This window comes from Rhizobium indicum (genome assembly GCF_005862305.2).
Lineage (GTDB): Bacteria > Pseudomonadota > Alphaproteobacteria > Rhizobiales > Rhizobiaceae > Rhizobium > Rhizobium indicum.
The window spans coordinates 3,247,004-3,259,420 of the sequence record NZ_CP054021.1; the positions used below are offsets into that span (position 1 = coordinate 3,247,004).

Below are 12,417 nucleotides of genomic sequence, written 5' to 3' on the forward strand. Positions count from 1 at the left end.
ATGACGCTGCCACAAGTCTCTTCTCCCCAGTGGGGAGAAGTTGCCGGCAGGCGGATGAGGGGGCGCCGAGACATATTCCTCAAGAGGGACCACCTAATGAACATGCAAATCCAACCCGCTTCTCGCGTGCGCGCCATCAATTGGAACCGCATCGAGGACGATAAGGATCTCGAAGTCTGGAACCGGCTCACCGGCAATTTCTGGCTGCCGGAGAAAGTGCCGCTTTCGAACGACATTCCTTCTTGGGCGACGCTGACGCCAACCGAGCAGCAGCTGACCATCCGCGTCTTCACCGGCTTGACGTTGCTCGACACGATCCAGAATGGCGTCGGTTCCATCCGGCTGATGGAGGATGCGGTGACGCAGCATGAGGAGGCGGTGCTTTCCAACATCTCCTTCATGGAGGCGGTGCATGCGCGCTCCTATTCGTCGATCTTCTCGACGCTGTGCTCGACGCCGGATGTCGACGATGCCTATCGCTGGTCGGAGGAGAACGAGTTCCTGCAGCGGAAATCGGCGCTGATCATGGAGCAGTATCGCTCCGGCGATCCGTTGAAGAAGAAGGTTGCGAGCGTCTTCCTCGAAAGCTTCCTGTTCTATTCCGGCTTCTACCTGCCAATGTATTGGTCGAGCCGCGCCAAGCTGACCAACACGGCCGACATGATCCGGCTGATCATCCGCGACGAGGCGGTGCACGGCTATTATATCGGCTACAAGTTCCAGCGCGGGCTGGAACGCCTCGGCGAGGAGAGAAGGCAGGAGATCAAGGATTTCGCCTTCGAGCTGCTGCTCGAACTCTATGACAACGAGGCGAAATATACCGAAGCGCTCTATGACGGTGTCGGGTTGACCGAGGACGTCAAGAAATTCCTGCATTACAATGCCAACAAGGCGCTGATGAACCTCGGCTATGAGGCGTTGTTCCCGGGTGAGGCCTGCAAGGTCAATCCGGCGATCCTGTCGGCACTTTCGCCGAATGCCGACGAGAACCACGACTTCTTCTCCGGCTCCGGCTCCTCCTATGTCATCGGCAAGGCTGTCGCGACCGAGGACGAAGACTGGGATTTCTGAGGCTTGATCGGCGTCTGCCTCTTATCATTTGCTCTCTCATCGCCCACATTCAGCGGAACTAAATTCGGTCCTCGCCGGTGATGTGGCGTAGCGGGAGTTTTTGATGTCGTCTTTTTTGAACAAGGCCGGGACTGCCGTCGAAGCGGAAGAGGGCGTCTGGCCGATCCGCAGAAGACGGATTCTCGACTGGCTGGTGAACGATACGCGCGGCGAGCGGTTCATCGACAATATCCTGGTGGAAATGTGCGAGAAGCTTTTGGCATCAGGAGTGCCGGTGGCGCGGGTGACATTGCATTTCAGGACGAACCATCCGCAATGGATCGGCGCCCGCATCCTCTGGAAGGAAGGCCTGGCAGAGGCGAAGATCAACACTTTCGCCTATGGTGTCGAAAACACGCCGGAGTTCCTGAAGAGTCCCGTCAACGCGATCCATCAGGGTTCGGAGGAGGTGCGTAGACAGCTGGAAGGCACAGCCGACGGCGACGAGGATTCATTCTATCAGGAACTGCGCGATGACGGCCTCACGGAGTATATCGCCTGGCCGCTCGAGCATACTTTCGGCAAACGGCACGTCGCGACATTTTCCACCAGCCGGCCCGGCGGTTTTACGAGCGAGCATGTCGATTTCCTGCGTGATCTGCTGCCGGCCTTGACGCTCGTCAGCGAAATTCGGCTGAAGAACATCATGGCGCGCACGCTGCTGCAGACGTATGTCGGACCGCATGCGAGCGAACAGATCCTGGCGGGCGTCACGACGCGCGGCAGCGGTGCGACCGTCGGTGCGGCAATCATGATCTGCGACCTGCGCGACTTTACGGCGATCTCCGATCTCTGGCCGCGCGACGATGTCATCCATCTGCTCAATGATTATTTCGACGCCATGTCGGACCCGATCGAACGCTATGGCGGAGAGATCCTGAAGTTCATGGGCGACGGATTGCTGGCGATCTTCCCGCTGAGCAAGGAAACGGCCTGTCACGATCTGCTGCAGTCGATCCGCGAAGGGCAGGGGTTGATGGCGCAATTGAACCAGCAGTATGCGGGCAACGGACGCGAACCGCTGCGCTACGGCGTCGGCGTGCATGTCGGCGACGTCATGTACGGCAATATCGGCTCGCGCCGGCGGCTCGATTTCACCGTCATCGGCCCGGCGGTCAATGTCGCCTCGCGGCTGGAAACCCTGACCAAGGAGGTCAAGCGGCCGGTACTCCTGTCGCGGGCCTTCGTCGAAATGGCGGGCTGTGCGGAGGAGATGGACAGTCTCGGCACCTTCCCGCTGCGCGGGCTCGGCGAGCCGGTCGATGTTTTCGCCTTTCCAGAGGCCAGGTAGCTCAGACCCCTCGCTTGTTTCCCCAAAGCAGCACGTGCAGTTGGGGCAGTACGCGGGCTGAAAACCATTGGTCGGCCGTCACCTTGTCGACAAGCCAGTGCATGCGATCCATCACGCCGTCGATATCGATGCCTGCGTCGTCGTCATCGGGCAGCGGCGGGGTGTGGTTGCCTGGTTGGAGGAACAGTGGAATTTGGGGATAGCGCTCACCCGCCCGTTGGGCGAATTCGTAGTCGGCATCGTCGAAGATGACGATCTTCAAGGCGATCTCCGGACCGCCGGCTGCCAGTTGAAGACAGTAGTCCACCTGGTCCCAATCCGTCAGCATTCCGCTGGATGGCGGTTTAGGGCTGATGACAAGGATGTCGAGATCGCGAAACCAGGCCTGGGCTACGCTTCCCTGCGTTTCCAGTGCAAAGCGGTATCCCTGGGAATGGCCGAGCTCGACCAGCGGCCTCAAGGGCTGTATCGCCGGATTGCCTCCGGAAAGGGAAACCGTCAGTGGTTTGCCCCCGGAGAGTTCGGTGACCTTATGCCAGACCGCCTCAGTGGACATAGGAATCCATTGATCCCGGAACGCGCTGTCGACGGCGTGAAGGCTGTCGCACCAGGAACACCGATAGTCACAGCCGCCTGTCCTGACGAACACCGTCGGCAGCCCAATCAAGACGCCTTCACCCTGTATGGTCGGGCCAAAGATCTCGCTGACGCGAATGGTCCCCACGCTCACGGCCTGTACTCCGCCCAGGTTTTCGGCGTCTCGCTGACGCGAACGGACGATGTCTCCGGGAAGCGCTGCTTGCACCAGTCGTAAAAGTGCCTTGCCAGAAATTCCGACGTGACTTTCGAATGGCCGAAGACGTCGTTCAGGTGACGATGATCGAAAGTTTCGTCGATATAGCGCTTGAGCGGTGAGAGGTCGTGATAGTCACGTACGAAGCCATCATCATTCAGGCTTTCCGCAGCCAGCTCGACGATGACGACGTAGTTGTGCCCGTGAAGCCGAGCACATTGATGGTCGGTAGGCAGGTGATCCAATTGATGGGAGGCGGAGAGATGAAACTCCTTGGTGATGCGGTACATCAACGCACCTCCGTGGCCGAATATCGAGACACGGCCGCTTTCCAGAAATCGCGGTCTTCGTATTCCGTGGGATCGGGGACGCCGGCAAGATGGAACGCTTCGCGACGTTCCACACAGGTTCCGCAGCGCCCGCAGTGGCGCTCGCCGCCTTTGTAGCAGGACCATGTCTCCGAAAACGGCGTGCCGTGTTTTTCGCCGTCAACCACGATCGCTGCTTTGGAGACATCGACGTATGGGGCAAGCAGTTTCACGCTCGCATAACCTTCCAGCGCTTCGTTCTGCATGCGCTGGAAAGCATCGATGAAGCCCGGCCGGCAGTCCGGGTAAATGAAGTGGTCGCCGCCATGCACGGCGACGGCAACGGCATCTGCTTTTTGCGCGGCCGCCAAACCGAATGCGATTGCCAGCATGATGGCATTGCGGTTGGGCACGACGGTGGCTTTCATTGTCTCCTCGGCGTAGTGGCCGTCCGGAACCTCGACATTGTCGGTCAGGGCCGATCCGCTGAGATGGCCGCCGATGCTGGCGATGTCGATGATATGATGGGGAACGGAGAGGCGTGAGGCACATCTGGCGGCGAAGTCGAGTTCCTTGCGATGCCGTTGGCCGTAGTCGAAGGATACGAGACCGATAAGCTGTTGTTCCGCTGCTACCTTGTGGGCAAGCGTAACGGAGTCCAGTCCGCCGGAGCAGACGACGATGGTTTTCATATTTTGGATCCCTTGTTTTGACCGGGTGGGCTGCGACCGGATTGCGCGGTGCTTCTAGGACAAATCACGCGTTATGGAAACAGTTTTGAAGCGTCAGCGTCACTAAGGGATGAGATGACGTTGATTTCACTGCGGTTTTCGTGGCTCGAGGTTTGATGCCAACGCGAGGTCGTCTAACCGATCGGAAAGTTGATCTGCGGCGGCAGCAGGAGTTGCAGATCCTCGGCATCCGGATTGTTGATGCGCTGCAGCAGCATGCGTCCCAGATCCTCGCCGGCCGCCGTCAGGTCCTCGTGGATCGTGTCGACCTTGGGCTGCAACTGGCTGAGAAGGCGGGACGTCTCCTTGGCGACGATATCGTAATCGACGGCCAGTATGCGGCCGGCATCGCTCATGCCGCTGATGACGGCAAGCGCCGAAACTTCGCCGGGGCAGATGAAACCATCAGGAGCATCCGGGTCATCAGCGCGGCTGCGAATGAAGTCGCGCAGCACGTCTGCCGGCGTATCGAGATCGACCGCCTCGGGGATCTCATAGGCGATGCCTGCCTCGCGCACCGCCGTCATAAAGCCATGCAGGATATGCTGGCAGAAGGTCAGCCGTTTCGGCGGCAGGATGACTGCCGCCTTTTTGCGGCCCTTAGCGATCAGCCGGCGCGTCGCCTCATAGGCAAAGGTGAAATTGTCGTAGTCGACATAGGGGTGCTGCGTCGAAAATTCGGTGCGGCCATGACAGATGAAGGGAAAGCCGGTCTCGAGCAGCAGGCGGACGCGGGCATCGAGCGGTTCGGTGCGCGTGAAGATCAGCCCGTCGGCGAGGTGATTTCGGATGATGTATTCAGCCGCCTCGACATCGGTCGTCGACAGGAAGTTCGGGGCGACGACAAGATGGTAGGAGGTCTCCTTCAGCGCCTTGGCGATGCCGTACATGATCGAGGTGCTGAAACCGACCACTTCCTCGTGCGAATCGAGCAGGATGGCGATGACGTTGGTGCGGCCGGTCTTCAGACGCTGCGCGGCCCGATCAGGAAGGTAGCCGATCTCGCGGGCGATACGGTGCACGCGTTGGCGGGTCTCGAGCGAAATCTGCGGCGCATCGGAAAGCGCCCGTGACACCGTCGTCACCGCAAGACCGGCGATCGTGGCGATCGTTCGCAAGGTCGGCTTGCCGCGCTTATGCGTGATATCGAGATTTTCGCCGCGTTGCGGCCGGGACGGTTCGGTCACCCTTGGCTTTCCATGCTGGAATTGCCGATACCATAACACGATGAATCGGGCGCGCAATCGACGAATGGAAACGTTTTAAATTTTAGCGTTTTGTTAGCCATAGATTAAATATGAAATATATTCAGTATCTTAGTGAAATAACCATATTTTTCTCGGGAGTCGAGAAAGGGCTTGACGACCAAAGATTTATAACGTTTTAAATTAGCAACCGCGCGGAGGAGCGCGGCCGTATGCTGACCGCTGCAATGGCGGGAAGCATCGGGCGGCAGGGAGGTCCCGCCGCCGATTTGCAAACGGGAGGAAATTCATGAACAAGTTTTTGAGCTCGGCAGCTATTGCTGTCGTGATGATGGCTGGCCTCAGTGCTGCCCGCGCCGCCGACGTGAAGGAAGTGCAGATGCTGCACTGGTGGACGTCTGGAGGCGAGGCAGCGGCGCTGAACGTCCTGAAGCAGGATCTTTCGAAGGAAGGTTTTGCCTGGAAGGACGTTCCTGTTGCCGGCGGTGGCGGCGATGCGGCGATGACGGCGCTGAAGGCGATGGTTGCGGCCGGCACCTATCCGACAGCCTCGCAGATGCTGGGTTATACCGTGCTCGATTATGCCCAGGCCGGCGTCATGGGCGATCTGACCGAGACGGCGAAGAAGGAAGGCTGGGACAAGTCGGTTCCGGCAGCCCTGCAGAAGTTCTCGGTCTATGACGGCAAGTGGGTTGCTGCCCCCGTCAACGTGCACTCGGTCAACTGGCTGTGGATCAACAAGGCTGTGATGGACAAGATCGGCGGCACCCAGCCGAAGACCTTCGACGAGCTGATCGCCCTGCTCGACAAGGCCAAGGCAGCCGGCGTGATCCCGCTCGCCCTTGGCGGCCAGAACTGGCAGGAAGCGACGATGTTCGATTCCATCGTGCTGTCGACCGGCGGTCCGGAGTTCTACAAGAAGGCCTTCAACGACCTCGACGATGAATCGCTGAAGTCCGACACGATGAAGAAGTCCTTCGACAATCTGGCGACAATCATCAAATATGTCGACCCGAACTTCTCGGGCCGTGACTGGAACCTGGCAACGGCCATGGTCATCAAGGGTGACGCGCTGGTGCAGGTGATGGGCGACTGGGCCAAGGGCGAATTCGTCGCCGCCAAGAAGACGCCGGACACCGACTTCCTCTGCTACCGCTTCCCCGGCACCGACGGCAGCGTGGTCTACAACTCCGACATGTTCGGCATGTTCAACGTTCCTGATGACCGCAAGGCCGCCCAGGTGGCGCTGGCAACCGCGACGCTGTCGAAGAGCTTCCAGTCGGCCTTCAACGTCGTCAAGGGTTCGGTGCCGGCTCGTACCGACGTTCCCGACACCGACTTCGACGCTTGCGGCAAGAAGGGCATCGCCGACCTGAAGGCAGCCAACGAAGGCGGCACGCTGTTCGGTTCGCTGGCGCAAGGCTATGGCGCACCGCCGGCCATCGCCAATGCCTACAAGGATGTCGTCTCGAAGTTCGTCCACGGCCAGATCAAGACCTCTGACGAAGCCGTCAAGCAGCTCGTCCAGGCGATCGACGACGCCCGCTGAGATCACGTGTGATGACAATGCTTCCCCGCGTGCTCCGCGGGGAAGCTTCAGGCTCCGCGCCGATCATGCGCGGACAATCATGCCCGGACGATCATGCAGGGCCGATTGTGGGGAGGAGATGACATTCCATGAGCACCGTTGCGACAACAGAACCCGCGATCACAACGCGCGGGACAAGAGCATCCATTCGTGGCCGGCTGCAGGATGCGCTGCCGAAGATCGTCTTGGCGCCGAGCTTCGTCATCACCATCATCTTCGTCTACGGCTTCATCGTCTGGACGGCCTATCTGTCGTTCACCAATTCCAAGACCTTTCCCTCCTATGCGCTGACCGGAGCACGCGCCTATCAGCGGCTGTGGCGCTGGACCTTCGAGAGCGATCCGCCGTCCTCCTGGTACACCTCGATCACCAACATGGCGATCTTCGGCTTCCTCTATATCGGTATCTGCCTGGTGCTCGGTCTCTTCCTCGCCATCCTGCTCGACCAGAAGATCCGCGGCGAGAGCGTGTTGCGGCCGATCTTCCTCTATCCGATGGCGCTCTCCTTCATCGTGACAGGCGTTGCCTGGAAATGGTTCCTCGATCCCGGCCTCGGGCTAGAACAGACGCTGCACCATTTTGGCTGGACGAGCTTCCACTTCGACTGGATCAAGAACAAGGACTTCGTCATCTACACCGTCGTCATCGCCGGCGTCTGGCAGGCGTCCGGCTTCGTCATGGCGATGTTCCTGGCGGGTCTGCGCGGCATCGACGGCGAGATCATGAAGGCCGCCCAGATCGACGGCGCTTCGCCATTCCAGCTCTATCGGCGCATCGTCATTCCGCTGCTGCGGCCGATCTTTCTGTCGGCCTTCATCGTGCTCGCCCATATGGCGATCAAGTCCTACGACCTCGTGGTGGCGCTGACCTCGGGCGGCCCCGGCGGCTCGGCCTGGCTGCCGTCGAACTTCATGTATGAATACACTTTCAAGCGCAACGAGATGGCCGTCGGCTCGGCCAGCGCCATCATCATGCTGATGACGATCTCGGCGATCATCGTTCCCTATCTCTATTCCGAACTGAAGGAGAAGGCGCGATGAGCAGCGTGACCTCTCCGATAGCAACCTCGGCAACGCTGCCGCAGACCAGCGACAGCAGAAACGACAACAAGAACAGCAACACCCGCTGGATCGGCCGCACCGTCATCTACGGCCTGCTGCTGGTCTTCGCCGTCCTCTATCTGATGCCGCTCTTCGTCATGCTCACCACCTCGTTCAAGACCATGGACGAGATCCAGAACGGCAACATGCTGGCGCTGCCGCAATCGCCGACCTTCGATCCCTGGATCAAGGCCTGGGGCGAGACCTGCGTCGGGCTCACCTGCGCCGGCATCAAGGGTTACTTCTGGAACTCGATCAAGATGGTCGTGCCGGCTGTCGCGATCTCCACCATCATGGGGGCGCTGAACGGTTATGTGCTGACCAAATGGCGCTTCCCCGGCCACACGCTGGTGTTCGGGCTGATGCTGTTTGCCTGCTTCATCCCGTTCCAGTCAGTGCTGTTGCCGATGGCAACGATCCTGGGCTCCCTCGGCCGCTTCGGCATGACGCTGCAGAATACCACGGGCTTCAACTTCGGCTTCGGCAATCCGACGGTCAATCTGGTCTTCGTGCATGTCGTCTATGGCTTGGGCTTCACGACGCTGTTCTTCCGCAATTTCTACGAGGCCTTTCCGACCGAGCTGGTCAGGGCCGCCCAGGTCGATGGCGCCAGCTTCTTCCAGATCTTCCGCCGCATCATGCTGCCGAACTCGCTGCCGATCATCGTCGTCACGGTGATCTACCAGTTCACCAATATCTGGAACGACTTCCTGTTTGCCTCGGCTTACGCCGGCACCGGTGACACCATGCCGATGACGGTGGCGCTGAACAATGTCGTCAACACCTCGACCGGGGTGGTCGAATACAATGTCAACATGGCGGCGGCGATGATCGCCGCCGTGCCGACGCTCATCGTCTATATCCTCGCCGGCCGCTACTTCGTGCGCGGTCTGATGGCGGGCGCTGTCAAAGGGTAATCCATGGCCTTCCTCGAAATCTCCGGTCTCAAAAAGCGCTTCGGCGCCGTCGACATTCTCAAGGGGATCGACCTCGAACTCGAAAAGGGCGGCTTTCTCGTGCTGGTCGGCCCGTCCGGCTGCGGCAAGTCCACGCTGCTCAACACCATTGCCGGGCTGGAGACGATCACCTCAGGCGATATCAAGATCGACGGGCGCGACATCAGCGGGCTGCATCCCTCCAAGCGCGACATCGCCATGGTGTTCCAGTCCTATGCGCTCTATCCGAACATGACGGTGGCGGGCAACATCGCCTTCGGCATGGAGATCCGCGGCGTGCCCAAGGAGGAGCGTGCCAGGGCGATCGCCCAAGTCTCCGACATGCTGCAGATCGGCCACCTGCTCGACCGCAAGCCGAGCCAGCTGTCGGGCGGCCAGCGCCAGCGTGTCGCCATGGGAAGGGCGCTGGTGCGCAATCCGCAGGTCTTCCTGTTCGACGAGCCGCTCTCCAATCTCGACGCCAAGCTGCGGGTCGACATGCGCACCGAGATCAAGCGGCTGCATCAGCGCATGGGCACCACCTTCGTCTATGTCACCCACGACCAGATCGAGGCGATGACGCTGGCGACCAAGATCGCCGTGCTGAAGGACGGCGTGCTGCAGCAGTTCGGCACACCGGCCGAGATCTATAACAGCCCCTCCAATATCTTCGTCGCCGACTTCATGGGATCGCCGGCGATGAACCTGCTCAACGCCACCGTCGAGAACGGCGCCGGCGGGCTCGAAGTCTCGCTGGAGCGGCCGAATGCCGCCCCGCTCAAACTGCCGGTCATATCAGGCAATGACGGTCTGACCGCCTATACCGGCAGGCAGGTGATCTTCGGCATCCGCCCGGAGGCCTTGACCGACCCCGATGGCGCCGACCGCAAGGCGCGCTCGCTGACCGAGGGCGATTGCCTGATCGAGGTGGTCGAACCGGCCGGCTCCGACACCTTCGCCGTCACCAAGCTCGGCGGCAAATCTGTCGTCGCCCGCCTGCGCGCCGATACAGGCATCGCGCCAGGACAAAATACCCGCCTCGCCTTCAATCTCGACAAGGCCGTCTTCTTCGATCCGGAAACACAGGCGCGGATTGCGTGATGGCCGTCAGGCGGCCGTCACACCGAGCGTCACCGGCGCGAAACGCGAGGAGACCGCTTCGACGGTGATCTCGCCGGTGAACCCTGTCGCCTCCAGCCAGAAGCCGGCAGTGCCGCCCTGCAGTGGCACGTTGGTCGGGCCGACGATCCTTGCCGGGCCGTGAACCTTCAGCGAAATGCTGTCGTTCATGAAGGGCAGGCGCTGGCCGCGCTGGTCGAGGGCGCGGATGATGACGCGCGTGCTGTCGCGTTCGCGTGCCCTCAGCGTCGAGCTGTCGGCAACGACTTCCAGGGTCGTGGGCAGCGGATCGGCCGCCAGCGTCAGGCTGGCCACCGGCTCCCCGCCGATATAACCGGTGAAGGTGCCGTCGATCCATTCGAGACCCCAGGTGCCGAGCTCGTCGGCGGTAAAGTGCCGATGGTCGAGCACAACGGGCGGATGCGGCAGATGCGGGTAGTTTTCGCGGTCCGGACCGATGCGCTTGCTGAGCGAGCCATATTGCAGCTCCACCTCGTCGCAGTTGGTCAGGATGATCAGCGGCAGCACGCCGCCGATATTGCGTTCGCCGCGCGCCCAGAAGGTCACCGGCTTCATGACGATCTCCTCGGAAGGGTCGCACTGGCTGATATAGGCATAGGCCGCGAATTTCGGCTCGCGGAACATGTCCATCACGCCGTGATAGCAGATGCGGTCGCCGGAGCCGAAATCCTTGTGGGTGTTGTAATCGAACATGCACCAGCCGATGGCGCCGGAGATATCAGGGTCGCCATAGGCGGCATTCAGTACATCAAGGTGCCGGCGCACATGCTCGGCCTGGCGCTGCTCCTGGTCATAAATCTTCGTCGGGTGCATGTGGCCGTTGAACTCGGTGATGAGGTACGGCACCTTGTGGGACAGTCCGGTATTTTCCTGCTGAGCGCGCAGCGCGGTGCGTGGGCGGTTGGCGCCCGGCAGCTCTTCATTGCCGAGGATGAAGTCGTTCATCGTGTAGACGTCTTCGAGCAGCTCGCTCTCGGTGAGATAACGCACGCCGCCGGTCTGGCGGGTGCTGTCGAGTTCACGGGCGAGGCGATTGGTCTCGGCGTAGAAATCGTGATTATCCTGCGATTCGTTGATGCGCACGCCCCAGATGATGATCGAGGGGTGGTTCCAGTCGCGCTCGATCATGCGGCGGACGTTCTCGATCGATTCCTGCTGCCAGTCGGCATCGCCGATATGCTGCCAGCCGGGGATCTCCTCGAAAACCAGCAGACCGATTGTGTCGCATCGGTCGAGGAACCATTTCGACTGCGGATAATGCGAGGTGCGGACGATATTGCACTTCAGCACCGTCTTCATGATGTCGGCATCGCGCTCCTGGGCGGAGCGGCCGGCGGCATAACCGACATAGGGGAAGGCCTGATGACGGTTGAGGCCGCGCAGCTTCAATGGCTTGCCGTTGAGGAGGAAACCTTCCGGCGTGAATTCGGCGGTGCGGAAGCCGAACCTGGTTGAGACACGGTCGGAGCCGTGTTCGGTCCTCAGCTCGACGGTGACGTCATAGAGCGTGGGATCGGTGATGTCCCAGAGGGCGATGCCGGTGAGGCCACCAAAGGAGAGCGTGGTGCGGCTGCCGATCGTTTCGGTCGCGGCAGTGGCGACCACCGTGCCGTCGGCCTGCTTCAGCGTGGCGGTGACGGTCGCCGAGAAGCTGCGGCCCTCGGGATTGGCGATGTCGACGCGTATGGTCGCCGATTTCTCCGGGCGAAGAACGTCGGTGGTTTCGATCTTGAGATTGCGGATCGAGACCGGGTCGGTAACCTTCAGCCAGACGTCGCGGTAGATGCCGGCATAGGTCAGATAATCGATGCGGCCGCCGAAAGGCGGAATGTCGGGATTCTCGCTGCCGTCGATCTTGACGGTGACGAGGTTCTCGCCCTTGACGAGCTTGCCGGTGAGGCGGGCCTCGAAGGGGGTATAACCGTCCTTATGGGCAATGATTTCCTCGCCGTTCAGATAGACGACGCTGTCGGCCATGGCGGCGTCGAAGACGAGCGAGACTTCGCGGCCTTCGAACTCCGGCAGCCAGCGCAGCACCTTCTGATAGGTGAAGGCGCGCTGATAGCTGGTCTCGTCGAAATAGCTGAAGGGCAGTTCGACAGCGGTATGCGGCAGGCTGACCGACTTGGCCGCATCGAAAGCTTCGAGCAAACGCTGGCCGAAGCCCTCATGGAAACTCCAGCCTTCGTTGAAGGAAACGACGGAACGCATTTCAA

At 60.7% G+C, this 12,417-nt stretch carries 11 protein-coding genes; 6 read left to right on the plus strand and 5 right to left on the minus strand.

The features are described from left to right. Positions 1–96 precede the first annotated feature (96 nt). Both nrdF and FFM53_RS15885 read left to right on the plus strand, forming a co-directional pair. Entirely contained in the window at positions 97–1,071 is a 975-nt protein-coding gene (gene nrdF / locus FFM53_RS15880) for a class 1b ribonucleoside-diphosphate reductase subunit beta (RefSeq protein ID WP_138391144.1), read from the plus strand. A gap of 103 nt (positions 1,072–1,174) precedes the next feature. After that, positions 1,175–2,401 (plus strand): adenylate/guanylate cyclase domain-containing protein, encoded by a 1,227-nt coding sequence (locus FFM53_RS15885; protein WP_138391143.1) that lies wholly within the window; start codon positions 1,175–1,177, stop codon positions 2,399–2,401. A 1-nt stretch (position 2,402) separates the two neighbouring features. On the opposite strand, the gene queE is transcribed toward FFM53_RS15885, so the two are convergent. The 4 genes from queE to FFM53_RS15905 all read right to left on the minus strand — a co-directional run bounded on the left by queE (position 2,403) and on the right by FFM53_RS15905 (position 5,420). Next, complete coding sequence (gene queE, locus FFM53_RS15890; protein ID WP_138391142.1) at positions 2,403–3,131, minus strand: 7-carboxy-7-deazaguanine synthase QueE; 729 nt, start codon at positions 3,129–3,131, stop codon at positions 2,403–2,405. After that, positions 3,128–3,484 (minus strand): 6-carboxytetrahydropterin synthase QueD, encoded by a 357-nt coding sequence (gene queD, locus FFM53_RS15895; RefSeq protein WP_138334979.1) that lies wholly within the window; start codon positions 3,482–3,484, stop codon positions 3,128–3,130. Before queD ends, queE begins: the two co-directional genes overlap by 4 nt. Beyond that, a complete protein-coding gene (queC, locus tag FFM53_RS15900) occupies positions 3,484–4,194 on the minus strand; it encodes a 7-cyano-7-deazaguanine synthase QueC (RefSeq protein WP_138391141.1) in 711 nt (236 codons plus the stop codon). The genes queD and queC overlap by 1 nt, the downstream gene beginning before the upstream one ends. Before the next feature lie 173 nt (positions 4,195–4,367). After that, positions 4,368–5,420, minus strand: coding sequence for a LacI family DNA-binding transcriptional regulator (locus FFM53_RS15905; protein WP_138391140.1), 1,053 nt, complete (start codon positions 5,418–5,420; stop codon positions 4,368–4,370). A gap of 307 nt (positions 5,421–5,727) precedes the next feature. Here FFM53_RS15905 and FFM53_RS15910 point away from each other — a divergent pair, with 307 nt between their 5' ends. From FFM53_RS15910 to FFM53_RS15925, 4 genes are all read left to right on the plus strand, one after another. Then, on the plus strand, positions 5,728–6,987 hold the full coding sequence (locus tag FFM53_RS15910) for an ABC transporter substrate-binding protein (protein ID WP_173883595.1): 1,260 nt from the start codon (positions 5,728–5,730) through the stop codon (positions 6,985–6,987). Positions 6,988–7,115: 128 nt separating this feature from the next. After that, positions 7,116–8,066, plus strand: coding sequence for a carbohydrate ABC transporter permease (locus FFM53_RS15915; RefSeq protein ID WP_138391246.1), 951 nt, complete (start codon positions 7,116–7,118; stop codon positions 8,064–8,066). Further along, on the plus strand, positions 8,063–9,043 hold the full coding sequence (locus tag FFM53_RS15920; protein WP_138391247.1) for a carbohydrate ABC transporter permease: 981 nt from the start codon (positions 8,063–8,065) through the stop codon (positions 9,041–9,043). The genes FFM53_RS15915 and FFM53_RS15920 overlap by 4 nt, the downstream gene beginning before the upstream one ends. A 3-nt stretch (positions 9,044–9,046) precedes the next feature. Continuing rightward, positions 9,047–10,162 (plus strand): ABC transporter ATP-binding protein, encoded by a 1,116-nt coding sequence (locus tag FFM53_RS15925; RefSeq protein WP_130765134.1) that lies wholly within the window; start codon positions 9,047–9,049, stop codon positions 10,160–10,162. A 6-nt stretch (positions 10,163–10,168) separates the two neighbouring features. Here FFM53_RS15925 and FFM53_RS15930 read toward each other — a convergent pair whose 3' ends face one another. Continuing rightward, positions 10,169–12,412 (minus strand): glycoside hydrolase family 2 protein, encoded by a 2,244-nt coding sequence (locus FFM53_RS15930; protein ID WP_138390640.1) that lies wholly within the window; start codon positions 12,410–12,412, stop codon positions 10,169–10,171. Positions 12,413–12,417 lie beyond the last annotated feature (5 nt).

Coding starts and splice junctions, on each gene's coding strand:
- FFM53_RS15925 (WP_130765134.1), top strand. CDS start 9,047: ATGGCCTTCCTCGAAATCTCCGGTCTCAAAAAGCGCTTCGGCGCCGTC.
- FFM53_RS15915 (WP_138391246.1), top strand. CDS start 7,116: ATGAGCACCGTTGCGACAACAGAACCCGCGATCACAACGCGCGGGACA.
- nrdF (WP_138391144.1), top strand. CDS start 97: ATGAACATGCAAATCCAACCCGCTTCTCGCGTGCGCGCCATCAATTGG.
- FFM53_RS15920 (WP_138391247.1), top strand. CDS start 8,063: ATGAGCAGCGTGACCTCTCCGATAGCAACCTCGGCAACGCTGCCGCAG.
- FFM53_RS15910 (WP_173883595.1), top strand. CDS start 5,728: ATGAACAAGTTTTTGAGCTCGGCAGCTATTGCTGTCGTGATGATGGCT.
- FFM53_RS15885 (WP_138391143.1), top strand. CDS start 1,175: ATGTCGTCTTTTTTGAACAAGGCCGGGACTGCCGTCGAAGCGGAAGAG.
- FFM53_RS15930 (WP_138390640.1), bottom strand. CDS start 12,412: ATGCGTTCCGTCGTTTCCTTCAACGAAGGCTGGAGTTTCCATGAGGGC.
- queD (WP_138334979.1), bottom strand. CDS start 3,484: ATGTACCGCATCACCAAGGAGTTTCATCTCTCCGCCTCCCATCAATTG.
- queC (WP_138391141.1), bottom strand. CDS start 4,194: ATGAAAACCATCGTCGTCTGCTCCGGCGGACTGGACTCCGTTACGCTT.